The organism is Streptomyces sp. NPDC046335 (genome assembly GCF_055587985.1).
The window spans coordinates 66765-85271 of record NZ_JBVJFF010000011.1 but is presented as its reverse complement, the minus strand read 5'-3'; the positions used below and the strand labels follow the sequence as shown (position 1 = coordinate 85271).

Sequence of the window (18507 nt, the reverse complement as noted above, 5' to 3'; positions counted from 1 at the left end):
AAGGGGTCGTGATGTCCGCCATGCCCGAGGACGGCGCGGGGGCGCCGGGGGAGCGGGACCCCTGGGCGCCGCCGCCGGAGGACGCGGCTCCGCCGCCGAAGCGGGGGCCCTGGGCACCGCCGGTTCCCGCGGCTCCCGTGCCGGGGCAGTGGGCGGGGCCCGTGGCTTCTCCCGGTGCGGCGCATCCTTTCGCGGCGCCCGGGGAGCCGGTGCCGCCGCCCCCGGTTTCGCCGGAGGGGCCGGGGCAGATGCCCATGCCTTACGGGTACGGGGGCTTCGCCGGTCATCCGGGACAGCAGGGGCCTCCGGGCGGGGGCGGGTATCCCGGGTACGGGCACGTCGGCTACGGGCAGCCCGGCTACGGCTATCCGGGGCAGGGGATGCCCGGCGGCCCGCCGGGATACGGCTGGCCCGCCATGCCGGTGGCGCCCGCGAACGGCATAGGTGTCGCCGGGCTCGTCCTCGGCATCATCTCGGCGGTCGGCTTCTGCCTGTGGCCGCTGGCCATCGTCCTCGGCATCCTCGCGGTGATCTTCGGGGCGGTGGGCCGCGGCAAGGCGAAGCGCGGCGAGGCGACGAATGGCGGCCAGGCCCTGGCCGGGATCATCTGCGGGGCGGCCGGCATCGTGCTGGGTGCGGCCCTGCTGGTCCTCTTGATCGTGGCGCCGGCGGGGGAGTGGGACGACACCGCGGGGTCGCCCGGCGGCTCAGGCCACGCGACACAGCTCCTGGCAAACGCCTAACAGGCCTCGCCCGGCCGGAAGCCTGGCTTCGCGTCTCCCCTGTCCCGCCGCTTCGCGGCGGATGCTTCCCACGCACCCACCCGTTCACCCGGCATCGGGACGTACCCCATGCACGCGAGTCTGGCACGCGCCACTGACATTCCGTCCTGGGTTTTCCAGGACGACTCGACACCTGGTCGACAGATTCCGTCGCGTAACCAAAAGGCAACAACGGAATCACTTGTTGAGCATTAGCTGCTCTGCCAGGATCGGCACTCAAATCGATCTGGAGCTACGCCGGGCCCCGTAGGACGGGGCGTGCGGCGGAGGAGAGCGTCATGCACAACTTCCAGGCGCAGGACCATTTCGCGGATGGCGCCCAGTACATCGCCGGGCGCCTGACCAGGGGGACGTCGGGGCGCACTCATGCTGTCGTCGACCCCGCCACGGGCGATGACGTGTTCTCGTACGAACTCGCCGGCAGAGCCGACGTGGACGCCGCCGTGGCCGCCGCGGCCGAGGCGTTCCCCGGCTGGGCAGGGGCCACCCCCGGTGAGCGTTCCGACGCCATGCACCGCTTCGCGGGTGTGCTCGCCGAGCGCGCCGAGGAGTTCGCTCAGGCCGAGTCGTTGCAGTGCGGCAAGCCGATCAAGCTGAGCCGGGAGTTCGACGTCCCGGGAACCGTCGACAACGCCGCCTTCTTCGCGGGCGCGGCCCGGCATCTCCAGGGCCAGTCGGCCGGTGAGTACTCCGGCGACCACACCTCGTACGTACGCCGTGAGCCCATCGGCGTCGTCGGATCCATCGCACCCTGGAACTACCCGCTCCAGATGGCCGCCTGGAAGGTGCTCCCGGCGATCGCGGCCGGCAACACCATCGTGCTCAAGCCCGCCGAGCTGACCCCGTTCACCTCGCTGCTCTTCGCGCGGGCCGCCACCGAGGCCGGTATCCCCGACGGTGTCGTCAACATCGTCTCCGGCGCGGGCCAGGACGCCGGTGAGCATCTCGTCGGCCACCCCGACGTCGCCATGACCTCCTTCACCGGGTCCACGGGCGTCGGCAAGCGCGTCGCCGAGATCGCCACCGCCACGGTCAAGCGGCTCCACCTGGAGCTCGGCGGCAAGGCCCCCTTCGTGGTCTTCGACGACGCCGACCTCGAAGCCGCCGTCCACGGCGCGGTCGCGGGCGCGCTCATCAACACCGGGCAGGACTGCACGGCCGCCACGCGCGCGTACGTGCAGAGGCCGCTCTACGAAGCCTTCGTCCAGGGCGTCGCCGACCTCATGGAGACCGTGCGGCTCGGCGACCCGTTCGACCCGGCGACCGACCTCGGACCGCTCATCTCCCACGCGCACCGCGACCGCGTCGCCGGTTTCGTCGATCGGGCCCGCTCCTACGCGCGCGTGGTCACCGGCGGCGAGGCACCGAAGCACCCGGGCGCCTACTACAAGCCGACCCTCATCGCGGACGCCGCGCAGGACAGCGAGGTCGTGCGGTCCGAGATCTTCGGGCCCGTACTGGTCGTCCTGCCCTTCGACGGCGACGACGAGGGCATCCGGCTCGCCAACGACACCCCCTACGGGCTCGCCGCCTCCGCCTGGAGCCGCGACGTGTTCCGTGCCAACCGCGCCACCCGCGAGATCAAGGCGGGCTGCGTCTGGATCAACGACCACATCCCGATCCTCAGCGAGATGCCGCACGGCGGCTACAAGTCCTCCGGCTACGGCAAGGACATGTCCGCGTACTCCTTCGAGGAGTACACGCAGGTCAAGCACGTCATGTTCGACAACACCGCGATAGTGCGCAAGGACTGGCACCGCACGATCTTCGGGGACCGATAACCCAGGCCATGGCCGATGGGCCGCAAGACCGCCTGACCAGCGGCCGCCTTCCCACCCGAAAGGGCAACCACGCGTATGGAGCACTACGAGCCCACCCCGGCCCAACTGGCCGCCATGCGACGCAGCCTGCGCGACGGCAGGGGCTCACTGACCCGCCGTTCCCTGCTGCGCGCCTCCACCGGCGGCGCGCTCGCCGTCGGCGGGTTCGGCGCCCTGAGCGCCTGCGGCATCCCCGCGGCGGGCAAGGGGCAGGGCGACGTGTCGTCCGAGGACCACTCGGCGAAGGAGAAGCGGCTCACCTTCTCCAACTGGACCGAGTACATGGACGTCGACGAGAAGGACGAGAACCGGCGGCCCACCCTGGAGGCGTTCACCAGGCGCACCGGGATCACGGTCAAGTACACCGAGGACATCAACGACAACGTCGAGTTCTTCGGCAAGGTCAAGCCGCAGCTCGCCGCGGGCCAGGACACCGGCCGCGACCTCATATGCGTCACGGACTGGCTCGCCGCCCGGCTCATCCGCTTCGGATGGGTGCAGAAGCTGGACCCCGCCAACCTGCCGCACGCGTACACCAATCTCTCCGCCCAGTTCAGGAACCCCGACTGGGACCCGGGCAGGGCCTACTCGTATCCGTGGACCGGCATCTCCACCGTCATCGCCTACAACAAGAAGGCGACCGGCGGCAAGGAGATCACCTCGGTGTCGCAGCTCCTCGACGACCCGAAGCTGAGGGGGCGCGTCGGGTTCCTCTCCGAGATGCGCGACAGCGTCGGCATGACGCTCATCGACATGGGCAAGGACCCCGCGGACTTCACCGACGACGACTTCGACGCGGCCATCGCCCGCCTCCAGAAGGCCGTCGACAAGAAGCAGATCCGCCGCTTCACCGGCAACGACTACACCTCGGACCTCGCCAAGGGCGACATCGCCGCCTGCCTGGGCTGGGCCGGTGACATCGTGCAGCTCCAGGCCGACAACCCGGACGTCGGCTTCCACATCCCGGACCAGGGCTACATCACGTCGACGGACAACCTCCTCGTCCCCAACAAGTCGCGCCACAAGACCAACGCCGAGCGGCTCATCGACTACTACTACGAGCCGGAACCGGCCGCCCGCCTCGCCGCGTACATCAACTACGTCTGTCCCGTGGACGGGGTCCGGGGCGCGCTCTCGAAGATCGACAAGGACGCGGCGGCCAATCCCCTGATCCTTCCCGACGCGGAGATGAAGGCGAAGTCCCGGGCCTTCCGGTCGCTCACGCCGAAGGAAGAGACCGCGTACGAGGAGAAGTTCGCGAAGCTCACGGGCGCCTAGCGCTTGGCAGGTACGGGGCCGTCTGCCGGCTGCCGGTCCGTTGTGGCTTGTCGCGCCGTTCCCCGCGCCCCCGAAACAGGGCGCCTTCCGTTCCCCCCTCTCGACTCCTGGACCTCACCATGACCTCTGCCAAAGAAGCCGGCGGCGACGTTCGCCTCTCCGGGATCAGCAAGACCTACGGGTCGTTCACCGCCGTGCGACCGCTCGACCTCACCGTGCCGCAGGGCTCGTTCTTCGCGCTGCTCGGGGCGTCCGGGTGCGGGAAGACCACCACGCTCCGCATGATCGCGGGCCTGGAGGAACCCAGCTCAGGGACGGTCCACCTGGGAGACCAGGACGTCACGGCGCTGCCCCCGTACAAGCGGCCCGTGAACACCGTCTTCCAGTCGTACGCGCTCTTCCCGCACCTGGACATCTTCGAGAACGTCGCCTTCGGCCTGCGCCGCCGCGGCATCAAGTCCGTGAAGAACAAGGTCGGCGAGATGCTCGACCTCGTCCAGCTCGGCGAGCAGGCCCGCAAGAAACCCCATCAGCTCTCCGGCGGCCAGCAGCAGCGCGTGGCCGTCGCCCGCGCGCTCATCAACCACCCCAAGGTGCTCCTCCTCGACGAGCCGCTCGGCGCCCTCGACCTGAAGCTGCGCCGCCAGATGCAGCTGGAGCTCAAGCGCATCCAGACCGAGGTCGGCATCACCTTCGTGCACGTCACGCACGACCAGGAGGAGGCCATGACGATGGCCGACACCGTGGCCGTGATGAACGGCGGCCAGGTCGAGCAGCTCGGCGCCCCCGCCGACCTCTACGAGAACCCGCGGACCACGTTCGTCGCCAACTTCCTCGGCACCTCCAACTTCATCGAGGCCGACGTCGAGGCCCGCAGCGGCGACGACCTGGTCCTCAAGGCGGGCGACTGCAAACTGACGCTGCCCGCGGCGCGATGTACGGGCCCCACCGCGACCGGCGGCAAGGTCCTGGCCGGCGTACGCCCCGAGAAGATCTCCCTCACCCACGCCGACGACGCCGGGCAGATCCCCGAGGGCCGCAACCGCATCACGGGACGCATAGCCGACAGCAGTTTCATCGGCGTGTCCACGCAGTACGTCGTGCACAGCCCGGTCTGCCCGTCCTTCGAGGTGTACGCGCAGAACGTCGAGCGCGACACCCGCCTCGTCCCCGGCACCGAGGTCGTCCTGCACTGGAACCCGGCGCACACCTTCGGACTCGACGCCGCCCAGGACATCGAGGCGGGCGTCGAGAAGGTCGAGGAGGACGCCTCCGCATGACGACCGCGACCGACGCACCACCACCGAAGACCCCCACCGCGGACGAACCCCCCGCGCGCGGGCCCCGCAAGCGCGGACGCCTCGTCCCCTACTGGCTGCTGCTCCCCGGCATCCTCTGGCTGATCGTCTTCTTCGCGCTCCCGCTGGTCTACCAGGCCTCGACGTCCGTGCAGACCGGGTCGCTCGAAGAGGGCTTCAAGGTCACCTGGCACTTCGCCACCTACTGGGACGCGCTCACCGACTACTGGCCGCAGTTCCTGCGCTCGGTGCTCTACGCGGGCGCCGCCACCGTCCTGTGCCTCCTGCTCGGCTACCCGCTCGCCTACCTCATCGCGTTCCGCGCCGGCCGCTGGCGCAACGTCATCCTCGTCCTCGTCATCGCGCCGTTCTTCACCAGCTTCCTCATCCGTACGCTGGCCTGGAAGACGATCCTCGCGGACGGCGGCCCCGTCGTGGGCGCCCTCAACTCCCTGCACGTCCTCGACGTCACGAGCTGGCTGGGCGTCACGGCGGGCGACCGGGTCCTCGCCACCCCGCTCGCGGTGATCTGCGGACTCACGTACAACTTCCTGCCGTTCATGATCCTGCCGCTCTACACCTCCCTGGAGCGCATCGACGGGCGGCTGCACGAGGCCGCGGGCGACCTCTACGCCAAGCCGTCCACGACGTTCCGCAAGGTGACGTTCCCGCTCTCCATGCCGGGCGTCGTCTCCGGCACGCTGCTCACCTTCATCCCGGCGGCGGGCGACTACGTGAACGCGGATCTCCTCGGTTCGACCGACACCCGCATGGTCGGCAACGTCATCCAGACGCAGTTCCTGCGCATCCTTGACTATCCGACGGCCGCCGCTCTCTCCTTCATCCTCATGGCCGCCATTCTCTTCATGGTGACCTTCTACATCCGCAAGTCGGGGACGGAGGATCTCGTCTGATGGCCGCTGTTTTCCGTTGGCTGCGCCGCAATCTCGTCGTCATCGCGGGCCTTTTCACGCTCGGTTACCTGCTGCTGCCGAACGTCGTCGTCACCGTATTCTCCTTCAACAAGCCGAAGGGGCGCTTCAACTACTCCTGGCAGGAGTTCTCGCTCGACGCCTGGAAGGACCCGTGCGGGGTCGCCGACATGTGCGGGTCGCTCTCGCTGAGCCTCCAGATCGCCGCCTGGGCGACGATCGGCGCGACCGTGCTCGGCACGATGATCGCCTTCGCCCTGGTGCGCTACCGCTTCCGCGCGCGCGGCGCCATCAACTCGCTGATCTTCCTGCCGATGGCGATGCCCGAGGTCGTCATGGCCGCCTCGCTGCTCACCCTGTTCCTCAACATGGGCGCGCAGCTCGGCTTCTGGACGGTCCTCATCGCCCACATCATGTTCTGCCTCAGCTTCGTGGTGACCGCCGTCAAGGCGCGCGTCATGTCGATGGACCCCCGTCTGGAACAGGCCGCGCAGGACCTCTACGCCGGTCCCGTGCAGACCTTCCTGAGGGTCACGCTGCCGATCGCCGCACCCGGCATAGCGGCGGGCGCCCTGCTCGCCTTCGCGCTCTCCTTCGACGATTTCATCATCACGAATTTCAACGCGGGCTCGACCGTGACATTCCCCATGTTCGTCTGGGGATCGGCACAGCGGGGCACGCCCGTTCAGATCAATGTGATCGGTACGGCGATGTTCCTCGTCGCCGTCCTCCTGGTGCTCACCGGAATGCTGGCCGGCAAGCGCCGCAACAAACAGGCGAAATAGCGCCACCACGGCTCTCCCGCCACCACCGCTCTTCCGCCTCTACCGTTACCTAAGGAGTGGAAATCATGGCCCCTCGCGCCATGACCCGCTGGACCACGTCACTCTCCGACGCCAAGCCCCTCTCGTACTGGCTCGACGACCCCGGCAGGCCCGCCGCCGAGCCCGCCCTCACCGGCGACGACCGCTGCGACCTCCTCGTCGTCGGCGGCGGCTACAGCGGCCTGTGGACCGCGCTCATCGCCAAGGAGCGCGACCCGGGCCGCGAGGTGGTCCTCGTCGAGGGCCGCGAGGCGGGCTGGGCCGCCTCCGGCCGCAACGGCGGCTTCTGCGCCGCCTCCCTCACGCACGGCATCGGCAACGGGCTCTCCCGCTGGCCCGACGAGATCGCGAAGCTGGAGGAGCTCGGCGCGCGCAACCTCGACGAGATCGAGGCGGCCGTCAAGCGCTACTCCATCGACTGCGACTTCGAGCGCACCGGCGAGATCGACGTCGCCACCGAGCCGCACCAGATGGCCGAACTCCGCGAGATGTACGAGGAGATGGCCGCCCACGGCCTGGCAGGCGGCGCCGAGCTGCTCGACGCGGAAGCCCTGCGCGAGCACGTCGACTCGCCGACCTTCCTCGGCGGCCTCTGGGACCGCGAGGGCGTCGCCATGCTGAACCCGGCGAAGCTGGCGTGGGGCCTGAAGCGGGCCTGCCTGGAGAAGGGCGTCCGCGTCTACGAGCACACGCCCGCCCTCGATCTGGCCTCCGCCGCCGCGGGCATGGCGGTCCGCACCCCGTACGGCAGGGTCTTCGCCCGCCAGGTCGCGCTCGCCACGAACGTCTTCCCCTCGCTGGTCAAGCGCCTGCGCTCGTACACCGTGCCGGTCTACGACTACGCGCTGATGACCGAGCCCCTGACCGACGACCGGCTCGCCGCGATCGGCTGGAAGAACCGCCAGGGCCTCGGCGACAGCGCCAACCAGTTCCACTACTTCCGGCTCACCGCCGACAACCGCGTCCTGTGGGGCGGTTACGACGCGATCTATCCGTTCGGCGGCAAGGTGCGCGCCGAGCACGACGACCGCCCCGAGACGTACGCGAAGCTCGCCGAGCACTTCTTCACCTGCTTCCCGCAGCTGGAGGGGGTCCGCTTCACGCACGCGTGGGGCGGCGCGATCGACACGTGCTCGCGCTTCTCGGCGTTCTTCGGCACCGCGCACAAGGGGCGCGTCGCGTACGCGGCCGGGTACACGGGCCTCGGCGTCGGCGCGACCCGGTTCGGCGCCGACGTGATGCTGGACCTGCTCTCCGGTGAGCGCACGGAGCGTACGGAGCTGGAGATGGTGCGGACGAAGCCGCTGCCGTTCCCGCCGGAGCCGTTCGCCTGGACGGGCGTCGCGCTGACGAAGTGGTCGCTGGCCCGCGCCGACGCCCACGGCGGCAGGCGGAACCTCTGGCTGAAGGCGATGGACAAACTGGGGCTCGGCTTCGACAGCTGAACGACCGGCGCGGGAGGTGCCGGGCCGGAACCCGCGATGCGCGAGGCGGCGGCACACGGAGCGACGTGAAGGCCTGGGCCGCCGAAAGTGCCGAAGGTATTGACACCTGCATTGGTCTGGACCAAGTTGGCGGGGCGCGCATCCACCACCCGAGCACCTCCACCCCACCGTCCCGGAGGCAGAAGTGGACCGTTCCCCGTCGCGTTCCCCCCTGTGCGGCCTGCGAAGAATCGCCGTGGCCTCGGCCCTCGCCTGCGCGCTCACCGCGTCGGGCCTGATCGCCGCCGGAGCCGCGGCGGCTCCCGTCGCCGAGTCCCCCGTACGGGCGAAGGCCGGCGCCGACCACACCCTCGTCGGCTATCTGCACACCAGCTTCGCCAACGGCTCCGGCTACACCCGCCTCGCGGACACCCCCGACAGCTGGGACATCATCGACCTCGCCTTCGGTGAGCCGACCACCGCGACCTCCGGCGACATCCGCTTCGACCTCTGCCCCAGGGCCGAGTGCCCGAACGTGGAGACGAAGACCGAGTTCAAGGCGGCCGTCAAGGCGAAGCAGGCCGCGGGCAAGAAGGTCCTCATCTCCATCGGCGGCCAGAACGGCCAGGTGCAGCTGAAGACCGCGCAGGCCCGCGACACCTTCGTTTCCTCCGTCTCGGCCATCATCGACGAGTACGGACTCGACGGCCTGGACATCGACTTCGAGGGCCACTCGCTCTCGCTGAACGCCGATGACACCGACTTCAAGAATCCGAAGACCCCAGTCATCGTGAACCTGATCTCGGCGCTGAAGACTCTCAGGACCAAGTACGGCTCCGGCTTCACGCTGACGATGGCCCCGGAGACCTTCTTCGTGCAGCTCGGGCACCAGTTCTACGGAACCGGCAAGTGGGGCGGCCAGGACCCGCGCGCCGGCGCGTACCTCCCGGTCATCCACGCCCTGCGCGACGACCTCACGCTGCTGCACGTCCAGGACTACAACTCGGGGCCGATCATGGGTTTGGACGGCCAGTACCACTTCATGGGCGGCGCGGACTTCCACATCGCGATGACGGACATGCTGCTGACCGGCTTCCCCGTGGCGGGCGACAAGAACAACGTCTTCCCGGCGCTGCCCCCGCGGAAGGTGGCGATCGGCATGCCCGCCTCGGTCCACGCGGGCAACGGCCACGTCTCCACGGCCGAGGTCAACAAGGCCCTGGACTGCCTCACGAAGGGCCGGGACTGCGGCACGTACAAGACCCACGGCACCTGGCCCGACCTGCGGGGCCTCATGACCTGGTCGATCAACTGGGACCGCTTCAACGGCCAGGAGTTCTCCAGGAACTTCGACGCCTACTTCGGCTGAGCCGCGTCCCGGGCAGATTCCTCGGGCGAGGGCGAGGGCGTCCCGTACCGGCCGGTCACCCACACCATGACCTGGAGCAGCATCGCGAGGAGCAGCCAGCTCGCCACGACGTCCAGGGGCCAGTGGTAGCCGCGCCGTACGAGGCCGAGGCCGACCCCCAGGTTCAGCGCGGCGCAGCCGATGAGCAGTGCGCGGCGGCCGTACGCGCCGCGCAGGAGGGGCAGCAGGAGCAGGGCCGCCGCTCCGTAGGCCACGGTGGCCGTCGCCGTGTGCCCCGAGGGGTAGTAGCCGTCGCCCGCCATGCCCGGCGGCCCCGGGCGGGCGACGGCTGCCTTGAGGGGGACGACGAGCAGCGGCACCAGGACCATCGCGCAGGACGCGGCCACCGGCGGCAGCCACCAGCGGTACGTCCCGGCCCGGCGGCCCCGCCATGCCACGTACGCGATGACCGCGACGAGCACCGGCACGGCCACCGCGAGATTGCCGAGGTCGGCGAGGAACTCCGCGGCGCGGTCAGGGAACCGGCTGCCGGCGAGGGCCCGTCCGGCACGCTCGTCGGCGCGACGCACCGGCCCGCCGACGACGACCTGCCAGGTGAGCAGCGCGAACAGCAGTGCGCACAGGGAGAGGGAGAGCGAGAGGAGAAGGGGAGGCCGCCCCGGAACAGGGGGGGTGGTTCCGGGGCGGCCGAAATGATCGGGTCGCCGCGCGCCCCGGGGGGTTTGGGGCGTGCGGCCATCCGATCGGTGAGGAGTTCCGGAGCCAGAGGCTCCGGGGTGCGCGATGGCACGACCCTGGCGGGGCTGGGGAGGCTCCGCCCTGGTGTCGCCCGCAGTCTCCTGCGGGCGGGGTGTTTCTCTCATCTGCAGAAACCGTACGGCAGGCGATGGCGGGCCGACAGGCACATCGGCATCCCGACATGGGGCCCGCACACCTTCTTCACACGCCCCGACGGTGGCCTGTCGCCACGGTGTCATCTGCGGCGCACTCGGGGGAGGTGTCCGTACACGTCAGGGCGTGTACGAGGGGGTGCGGGGGGCCCGGCGGGAAGCGCCGGCGCCGGCTCGTGGACATGGGCGAGGCCCGTACTGGCGTGCGTACGGGCCTCGTCGAGCGGGGGCGGCGGTCAGACGCGGGCGAAGGCGCCCTCGATGATGTCCATGCCCTCGTTGAGGAGGTCGTCGCCGATGACCAGCGGCGGCAGGAAGCGCAGGACGTTGCCGTACGTGCCGCAGGTCAGGACGAGGAGACCCTCGGCGTGGCAGGCCTTGGCCAGGGCGGCGGTCGCCTCCGGGTTCGGCTCCTTGGTCGCGCGGTCCTTGACCAGCTCGATGGCGATCATCGCGCCACGGCCACGGATGTCGCCGATGATCTCGAACTTCTCGGCCATCGCGGTCAGCCGGGCCTTCATCGTCGACTCGATCGCCTTCGCCTTGGCGTTGAGGTCGAGCTCCTTCATCGTCTCGATGGCGCCGAGCGCACCGGCGCAGGCCACCGGGTTGCCGCCGTAGGTGCCGCCGAGGCCGCCGGAGTGCGGGGCGTCCATGATCTCGGCGCGGCCCGTGACGGCGGCGAGCGGCAGACCGCCCGCGATGCCCTTGGCCGTGGTGATCAGGTCGGGGACGATGCCCTCGTCCTCACAGGCGAACCACTGGCCGGTGCGGCAGAAGCCGGACTGGATCTCGTCGGCGACGAAGACGATGCCGTTGTCGTTCGCGAACTTCACGATCTCCGGCAGGAAGCCCTTCGCGGGCTCGATGAAGCCGCCCTCGCCGAGCACCGGCTCGATGATGATCGCGGCGACGTTCTCGGCGCCGACCTGCTTGCTGATCTGGTCGATGGCCTGCTTGGCGGCCTCGGGGCCGGCGTTCTCGGCGCCGGTCGGCCAGCGGTAGCCGTAGGCGACGGGGACGCGGTAGACCTCGGGGGCGAACGGGCCGAAGCCGTGCTTGTACGGCATGTTCTTGGCGGTCAGCGCCATCGTGAGGTTCGTGCGGCCGTGGTAGCCGTGGTCGAAGACGACGACGGCCTGGCGCTTGGTGTACGCACGGGCGATCTTGACGGCGTTCTCGACCGCCTCGGCACCGGAGTTGAACAGCGCCGACTTCTTCTCGTGGTCGCCCGGCGTCAGCTCGGCGAGCGCCTCGGCGACGGCCACGTACCCCTCGTACGGCGTGACCATGAAGCAGGTGTGCGTGAAGTCCGCGAGCTGGGCGGAGGCGCGGCGGACCACGGCCTCGGCGGAGGCGCCCACGGACGTCACGGCGATGCCGGAGCCGAAGTCGATCAGACGGTTGCCGTCGACGTCCTCGATGATGCCGCCACCCGCGCGGGCCGCGAAGACGGGCAGCACGGAGCCCACGCCACCGGCGACCACGGCGGTACGGCGGGCCTGCAGCTCCTGCGACTTCGGGCCGGGGATGGCGGTGACGACGCGACGCTCCTGCGGGATCTCGCTCATGCGGGGCTCCTGGTTCTGGGGGTGGTGGCCGGACGGCTGCCGTCGGCGGCGGCTGATCCGGTTCTCGCCTGGTTCCACGGGGGGTTCTTGCAGAGGGTTCGTACGAGAGGGTTCGTTCGTACGAGGTTCTTACGAGGGGGTTCTTACGGGGGGGGCTTACGGGGGTTTCTTCGCAGATTAGGGGCGGTGCGCGGGGACGGTCATGCTCCATCGGGGTGGGATTGTGCCGTGCCGTTGTCCGACTTGGACACATACCGGTGACCGGGGGTCCGCGCGGACCGGCCGCGTAACGGTGAACTCCCCCCGCGCGGGCACTAGATTGAGCCCGGATCGACGGACGGACCGGCAGGTCAGGGGGCAGGGGCCATGGACACCGAGGGCACTCACGGGGCACGCGACGGGCAGTGGGCCGCACCGGCACCGCGCCCGGCGTCACCTGCCGCCCCCGCCGCCCCGCCGCAGCCGAGGCAGCCGCCCGGAGCCGAGCGCTCCGCCGACGTGGCGGAGTGGCTCTCGGCCCCCCGCCCGAAGGTCACGCCGGGCCTCTGGCGCAAGGGCTACCGGCCCCCGGAGCCGGGACCGGACGCCGAGGGCGGCGACCGGCGGCGCGTCGTGGGACTGGTGATCTCCACGTTCCTCGGTCTGCTGTTCTGGTCGCTGTGGCGGCAGGGCGGCGTCCCCTACCAGTGGGTTCCGCTGAGGCTGTTCACGCCGGGGGACTGGTACTGGTCCGGAAGCATGCAGGCCAAGCAGTGGCAGGGCGACGAGGCCAAGATCGTCTACAACGGGGTCGTCTTCGGCGCGCTGGTCTACACCGTCGGCAGGCTCGGCGCCTGGCCCGACACGATCCGCCACTTCGTCATGCGGCGCCCGCAGCCCTCCCGCGCCGTGCTCGCCTCCGTCGCGGCCGTCGGCGCCCTGCTCTTCGTCTGGCCGAGCGCCCTCGGCCTCGACTGGCGCCCGCTGCCCGTGGCCGACCCCGTCTTCTCCCTGGTCGCCCTCGTCGCCGGCCTCGACGTCTTCACCTCGCCCGTGGTCACCGACGCCCTCTACACGCTCATCACGGTCGCCGTCCTGTGGCCCTTCGCCCACATCGGCGGCTGGTGGCAGGCGGTCCGCGACGCCAGGGCCGCGGTCGGCCGCCCCGCGCCGCCCCCGCCCCGTCCCGCCGCCGCACCCACCCGCGCCCACTGGCCCGAGCTGCGCGCGGCGGGCCACGACAAGGCCGCCGACCTGCTCTCCGCCGAGCTGGTCAGCGGGCGCATGAACGACGTCGACTGCGCCCGGTTGGGCCACGCCTGGCGCACGGCCGCCGCCGACCCTGCCGGGCTCTCCGGGTTCGTCGACACGGTCGCCCGGCACGGCGCCGCCGCCTGGACGCACCCCTCGGGCCAGCGCGACCTGCCCGTGCGCACCGCCACGCACGACCTCCTCGTCGGCCAGGTCAGGATCGGCCGCTTCGCGAAGGACCCGCGCAATCCGTACGAGGTGCGCGAAGCCCACGCCGCCCTCGAACCCGACGTGCTGGGCACCTCACTGCTCGCCGTGGGCCCGCCCGGCGCGGGCAAGACCGGCAGGCTCATGCGGCCCGTCGCCGAGTCGCTCGCCCTCGGGGCGCTCACCGGGCAGTGCGCGGTCGTCGCGGTGTGCGCGGCCGGCACCGACCTCGGCACCGACGACTCCTACGACGTCGTGGTCAAGCCGGGCGATCCGACGTCCGTGCACGACATCGACCTGTACGCGGACTGCGCCGACGCCGACGAGGCGGCCGCCTTCCTCGCCGAGGGCCTGGTCGGCGACCTCGACGCCGTCGGCACCCAGCGCGCCGCCACCGCCCTCGCCCAGCTCCTCGGCCCCTACCGCGCCCTGCACGGCCGCTTCCCCTCCGTCCCCGTGCTGCGCGAACTGCTCGAAGGCGACCCGGCCGGACTCGCCGCCCTCCAGGCGGGCCTCGCCGCGGGCGAGCACCCCGCCATGCGCCGCGAACTGGACGCCCGCATCCGCCAGTCCCACACCCCGGGCGACCCGGGACCCGCCCTCGCCGACCGCCTCGCCCTGCTCGACCGGCCCGCCTTCGCCGACTTCTTCGACCCGGACGGCCAGGGGCGTCCCTTCTCGATGCGGGCCGTCGTCCACCACCCGCTGCGGGTCCGCGTCGACCTGCCCGAGCACGGCCACGAAGAGGCGGCACGGCTGCTCGCGAGGCTGCTGCTCGCCCAGTTCGGGTACGTCGTGCGCAGCCGCGCCCGGCGGCCGCACTTCGCCTGCCTGATCCTCGACGACGCGGCCCGCACCGTCACCGCGGAGAGCGTGCGCGCCATCCAGCGGCTGCGGTCGCTGAACGCGGGCGTCGTCCTCGGCCTGCGGACCATCGGCGAGGTGCCGGAGCCGCTCCAGGGACCGCTGTACGCGGCGGTCGGCTGCCGGATGGCGTTCTCCGGGGTGACGACCTGGGACGGGCGGCGGTTCACCGAGGCGTGGGGCACCGAGTGGATCGAGACCAAGGAGGTCGCCCAGCACACGGTCTTCGCCGACCAGGCGATGACCCGGGCGCTGCACTCGCTGCGCAAGCTGGTCACCGGCAAGGCCGTGACGACCGACGCCGTCACCGTCCGCAAGATCGAGCGCGAACGCTGGTCCGCCTCCGACCTCGCCCACTCGCTGCCCCCGGGCCACGCCGTGCTCTCGCTCACCACGGTCCGCGGCGAGCACGCGCCGCCGCTCCTCGTCGACCTGCGGGGGTAGTTCCGGACAACACCGGATGGCGTGTTCGGCGGGACGAACGATTACGCGGACTGGCGGTGCGTCCGTACCGTACGGTGAGGCAGAATCGGCACAGGTCGTTCATACGGACCGGCCAAAAGATCCACATTGCCGCAGACCTGAAGGTCCCATGCCGCCCACGCTCGCCTCGCTCGTCCACCACTCCGCGCTCAAGCTGACCGTGCGCGCCGGCGGGGACCGCCTGGACACCCCCGTGCGCTGGGCGCACGCCAGCGAGCTCGCCGACCCCGTGCCCTACATGGAGGGCGGCGAACTGCTCCTGATCACCGCGCTCAAACTGGACGCGGAGGACCCGGCCACCATGCGGCGCTACGTGAAGCGGCTCGCGGGCGCCGGAGTCGTCGGCCTCGGCTTCGCCGTCGGCGTCCACTACCCCGACATCCCGAAGGCGCTGCTCGACGCGGCCACCGAGGCGGACCTGCCGCTCATCGAGGTACCGCGCCGCACGCCGTTCCTCGCCATCAGCAAGGCCGTGTCCGCCGCCATCGCCGCCGAGCAGTACCGTGCGGTCACCGCCGGCTTCGCCGCCCAGCGCGAACTGACCAAGCAGGCGCTGAGTGACGGCCCCGAAGGACTGCTGCTCGCCCTCGCCGGACAGGTCGACGGCTGGGCGGCGCTGTACGACGCCTCGGGCACCGTCGTCGCCACCGCACCGGAGTGGGCCTCCCGCAGGGCCGCCCGCCTCACCGCCGACGTCGAACGCCTCCGGGAACGGCCCGCCCCCGCGAGCGCGGTCGTCGGGGGCGCCGAGGACCGCGTGGAGCTGCACTCGCTGGGCACCGGGCGCAGGCCGCGCGCCGCGCTCGCCGTCGGCACGGCCTCCACCCTCGGCACCGCCGAGCGGTACGCGCTGCACTCCGCCATCGCCCTGCTCACCCTGACCACGGAACGCTCCCGGTCGCTGCACGCCGCCGAGCAGCGGATCGGCGCGGCCGTGCTGCGGATGCTCCTCGCGGGGGAGCCCGACCACGCCCGCACGGTCGCGGGCGAGCTGTACGGAGGGCTCCTCGACGCGCCCTTCCGGCTCGTCGTCGCCGACGTGGCGTCCGCGTCGGCCGCGCGGGTGCGGGCCGGGGCGAGCGCCGAGAGCGGCGCCAAGCGCCAGGGCGAGGAGGCCGCGCGGGACGCCGCCGCGCCGGGCGAAGCCGCGGCGCTCGCGGTGCTGACCGACGCCTCATCGGCGGGCGGCGACCCCCTCGCCGCGCTCGTCGACGTCGTCGAGGCCGCGGCCGCCCGCTCCGGCGAGGCCCTGCTCGTCGTCCCGTACGGCGAGCGGATCGTGCTGCTCACCGTGGACGGCGGCGCGGGCGTACGGGCCTGCGCGGAGTACGCGGCGGCGCTGGAGGCCGGGCGTGGCACCGGGCGCGAGACCACGGCCTCCGGCGAAGAGGCGGAGCTGGTCATGGGGCTCTCCGCGCCCGCCGGGCCGATCGCCGCGGCCACCGCGTACAAGCAGGCCGAACAGGCGCTGTCCGTCGCCCGGCGCCGGGGCCGCGCCCTGGTCGAGCACGAGGAGCTGGCCGCGGGCTCGGTCCTGCCCCTGCTCGCGGACGACGCGGTGCGGGCCTTCGCCGACGGCCTCCTGCGCGCGCTGCACGACCACGACGCGACGGGCCGCGGCGACCTCGTCGCCTCGCTGCGGGCCTGGCTCTCCCGGCACGGCCAATGGGACGCGGCGGCGGCCGACCTCGGCGTCCACCGGCACACCCTGCGGTACCGCATGCGCAGGGTCGAGGAGATCCTCGGCCGCTCCCTCGACGACCCGGACGTCCGCATGGAGCTGTGGCTGTCCCTGAAGGCGACGTCGACGACGACGGACTGAAGCCGGGGACCGCCGCGAAGCGGCAGGCAGTACAAACCGGCGCAAGGCCCCCGGCCAGCACTCCGCACAGGACAAACGCCAGGTGAGACCGCTGCCCCTACGGTGAGGGACGTACCCCCCAGACACACCTCCGCGGAAGGGCCGGGAATCACATGACTTCCATCCACGCCTTCTGGCTCGCCGGTCGCCAGACCACCGGCGAGACCACTCTCGACGTCAACTCGCCCTGGGACGGGCGGCTCGTCGCCAAGGCGGCCGTCCCGACCGACGCCCAGGTCGAGGAGGCCGTGGCCGCCGCGTACGCCGTGCGCGACGAGTTCGCCGCGACCCCGGCCCACGTCCGCGCCGCCGCCCTCGACCACGTGAGCCGCCGGCTGGTCGAGCGCACGGAAGAGATCGCCCAGCTCATCTCCGCCGAGAACGGCAAGCCCATCAAGTGGGCCCGCGGCGAGGTCGGCCGCGCTGTCTCCGTCTTCCGGTTCGCCGCGGAGGAGGCCCGCCGCTTCAACGGCGGCGAGGCCCAGCGCCTGGACACCGACGCCGGCGGCCAGGGCCGTCTCGCCCTGACCCGCCGCTTCCCCAAGGGCGTCGTCCTCGGCATCGCGCCGTTCAACTTCCCGCTGAACCTCTGCGCGCACAAGATCGCCCCGGCCATCGCCGTCGGCGCGCCGATCATCCTGAAGCCCGCCCCCGCGACCCCGCTCTCCGGCCTGATCCTCGGCGAGCTGCTCGCCGAGACGGAGCTGCCCGCCGGGTCCTGGTCGGTGCTGCCGGTGGCCAACGACAAGATGCCCGCCCTGGTGCAGGACGAGCGTCTGCCCGTCATCTCCTTCACCGGTTCCGACAAGGTCGGCTACGCGATCATGGACTCGGTGCCGCGCAAGCACTGCACCCTGGAGCTGGGCGGCAACGGCGCCGCGGTCGTCCTCGCCGACTTCTCCTCGGACCAGGACCTGGACTGGGCCGCCTCGCGCATCGCGACCTTCTCCAACTACCAGGGCGGCCAGTCCTGCATCTCGGTGCAGCGGGTCATCGCCGACGCGACCGTCTACGACCGGCTCGTCGCGCGCGTCGTCGACGCCGTCGGCAACCAGGTCACCGGCGACCCCTCCGACCCGAAGACCGACGTCGGCCCGCTGGTCAGCGAGGACGCCGCCAAGCGCGTGGAGTCCTGGGTCGACGAGGCCGTGCAGGCGGGTGCGCGGCTGCTGGCCGGCGGCAAGCGGGACGGCGCCACGTACGCGCCGACCGTGCTCGCCGACGTGCCGGCCGACACCACGATCGCCTGCGAGGAGGTCTTCGGCCCCGTCCTCACCCTCCGCAAGGTGGACGGCGAGGCCGAGGCGTTCGACGCCGTCAACGACTCCAAGTACGGCCTCCAGGCGGGCGTGTTCACCCACGACCTCCAGGCCGCCTTCCGCGCGCACCGCGCCCTTGAGGTCGGCGGCGTGGTCATCGGCGACGCCCCGTCCTACCGCGCCGACCAGATGCCGTACGGCGGCGTGAAGCAGTCCGGCGTGGGCCGCGAGGGCGTCCGCTTCGCGATGGACGACTACACCTACGAGCGCGTCATGGTCCTCACGGGCCTCGCCCTGTAACACCCCGCGAGACCGACGGCCGGAGCCCACTGTGCGGGGGCTCCGGCCGTTCCCGTACGCCCCGCCCCGCCTGGTGGTGCTGACACCAGGCTCCGCGGGCTCTCCCCAGCCGCCG

At 71.6% G+C, this 18507-nt stretch carries 12 protein-coding genes and 1 pseudogene; 11 read left to right on the top strand and 2 right to left on the bottom strand.

From position 1 onward, the window contains the following. The first annotated feature begins 11 nt into the window (after positions 1-11). The 8 genes and pseudogenes from ACZ6JY_RS26430 to ACZ6JY_RS26395 form a co-directional block, all read left to right on the top strand. Positions 12-743: a DUF4190 domain-containing protein gene (locus ACZ6JY_RS26430; RefSeq protein WP_469199551.1), complete on the top strand. Its 732-nt coding sequence runs from the start codon at positions 12-14 to the stop codon at positions 741-743. A 317-nt stretch (positions 744-1060) separates the two neighbouring features. Next, positions 1061-2563: a gamma-aminobutyraldehyde dehydrogenase gene (locus ACZ6JY_RS26425; protein ID WP_469199549.1), complete on the top strand. Its 1503-nt coding sequence runs from the start codon at positions 1061-1063 to the stop codon at positions 2561-2563. 75 nt (positions 2564-2638) lie between these two features. Continuing rightward, the gene (locus tag ACZ6JY_RS26420) at positions 2639-3880 is read left to right on the top strand and encodes a polyamine ABC transporter substrate-binding protein (protein WP_469199547.1); all 1242 of its coding nucleotides are present in this window, start codon (positions 2639-2641) and stop codon (positions 3878-3880) included. Between the two features lie 119 nt (positions 3881-3999). Then, on the top strand, positions 4000-5160 hold the full coding sequence (locus tag ACZ6JY_RS26415) for an ABC transporter ATP-binding protein (RefSeq protein WP_469199545.1): 1161 nt from the start codon (positions 4000-4002) through the stop codon (positions 5158-5160). After that, positions 5157-6092, top strand: coding sequence for an ABC transporter permease (locus tag ACZ6JY_RS26410; RefSeq protein WP_469199543.1), 936 nt, complete (start codon positions 5157-5159; stop codon positions 6090-6092). Before ACZ6JY_RS26415 ends, ACZ6JY_RS26410 begins: the two co-directional genes overlap by 4 nt. Beyond that, entirely contained in the window at positions 6092-6895 is an 804-nt protein-coding gene (locus ACZ6JY_RS26405) for an ABC transporter permease (RefSeq protein WP_469199541.1), read from the top strand. Before ACZ6JY_RS26410 ends, ACZ6JY_RS26405 begins: the two co-directional genes overlap by 1 nt. A 65-nt stretch (positions 6896-6960) precedes the next feature. Further along, positions 6961-8379 (top strand): NAD(P)/FAD-dependent oxidoreductase, encoded by a 1419-nt coding sequence (locus ACZ6JY_RS26400; RefSeq protein ID WP_469199539.1) that lies wholly within the window; start codon positions 6961-6963, stop codon positions 8377-8379. Between the two features lie 343 nt (positions 8380-8722). Next, positions 8723-9727 (top strand): annotated as a pseudogene (locus ACZ6JY_RS26395) (chitinase); the annotation flags it as partial. Here the strand turns inward: ACZ6JY_RS26395 and ACZ6JY_RS26390 are convergent. Continuing rightward, positions 9715-10296, bottom strand: a complete 582-nt coding sequence (locus tag ACZ6JY_RS26390; RefSeq protein WP_469199537.1) for a phosphatase PAP2 family protein — start codon at positions 10294-10296, stop codon at positions 9715-9717. The pseudogene ACZ6JY_RS26395 and the gene ACZ6JY_RS26390 overlap by 13 nt on opposite strands. A 557-nt stretch (positions 10297-10853) precedes the next feature. Continuing rightward, positions 10854-12188: a 4-aminobutyrate--2-oxoglutarate transaminase gene (gene gabT, locus ACZ6JY_RS26385; protein ID WP_469199535.1), complete on the bottom strand. Its 1335-nt coding sequence runs from the start codon at positions 12186-12188 to the stop codon at positions 10854-10856. Positions 12189-12554: 366 nt separating this feature from the next. On the opposite strand from gabT, the gene ACZ6JY_RS26380 reads away from it, so the two are divergent. The 3 genes from ACZ6JY_RS26380 to ACZ6JY_RS26370 all read left to right on the top strand — a co-directional run bounded on the left by ACZ6JY_RS26380 (position 12555) and on the right by ACZ6JY_RS26370 (position 18392). Beyond that, a complete protein-coding gene (locus ACZ6JY_RS26380; protein WP_469199533.1) occupies positions 12555-14933 on the top strand; it encodes an ATP/GTP-binding protein in 2379 nt (792 codons plus the stop codon). Positions 14934-15081: 148 nt separating this feature from the next. Continuing rightward, complete coding sequence (locus tag ACZ6JY_RS26375; RefSeq protein WP_469199531.1) at positions 15082-16794, top strand: PucR family transcriptional regulator; 1713 nt, start codon at positions 15082-15084, stop codon at positions 16792-16794. Positions 16795-16946: 152 nt separating this feature from the next. After that, positions 16947-18392 carry an aldehyde dehydrogenase family protein gene (locus ACZ6JY_RS26370; RefSeq protein WP_469199528.1) on the top strand — a complete coding sequence of 482 codons (1446 nt, stop codon included), beginning with the start codon at positions 16947-16949 and terminating at the stop codon, positions 18390-18392. Positions 18393-18507: the final 115 nt, after the last annotated feature.

Coding starts and splice junctions, on each gene's coding strand:
- ACZ6JY_RS26380 (WP_469199533.1), top strand. CDS start 12,555: ATGGACACCGAGGGCACTCACGGGGCACGCGACGGGCAGTGGGCCGCA.
- ACZ6JY_RS26425 (WP_469199549.1), top strand. CDS start 1,061: ATGCACAACTTCCAGGCGCAGGACCATTTCGCGGATGGCGCCCAGTAC.
- ACZ6JY_RS26410 (WP_469199543.1), top strand. CDS start 5,157: ATGACGACCGCGACCGACGCACCACCACCGAAGACCCCCACCGCGGAC.
- gabT (WP_469199535.1), bottom strand. CDS start 12,188: ATGAGCGAGATCCCGCAGGAGCGTCGCGTCGTCACCGCCATCCCCGGC.
- ACZ6JY_RS26375 (WP_469199531.1), top strand. CDS start 15,082: ATGCCGCCCACGCTCGCCTCGCTCGTCCACCACTCCGCGCTCAAGCTG.
- ACZ6JY_RS26430 (WP_469199551.1), top strand. CDS start 12: ATGTCCGCCATGCCCGAGGACGGCGCGGGGGCGCCGGGGGAGCGGGAC.
- ACZ6JY_RS26400 (WP_469199539.1), top strand. CDS start 6,961: ATGGCCCCTCGCGCCATGACCCGCTGGACCACGTCACTCTCCGACGCC.
- ACZ6JY_RS26420 (WP_469199547.1), top strand. CDS start 2,639: ATGGAGCACTACGAGCCCACCCCGGCCCAACTGGCCGCCATGCGACGC.
- ACZ6JY_RS26415 (WP_469199545.1), top strand. CDS start 4,000: ATGACCTCTGCCAAAGAAGCCGGCGGCGACGTTCGCCTCTCCGGGATC.
- ACZ6JY_RS26370 (WP_469199528.1), top strand. CDS start 16,947: ATGACTTCCATCCACGCCTTCTGGCTCGCCGGTCGCCAGACCACCGGC.
- ACZ6JY_RS26405 (WP_469199541.1), top strand. CDS start 6,092: ATGGCCGCTGTTTTCCGTTGGCTGCGCCGCAATCTCGTCGTCATCGCG.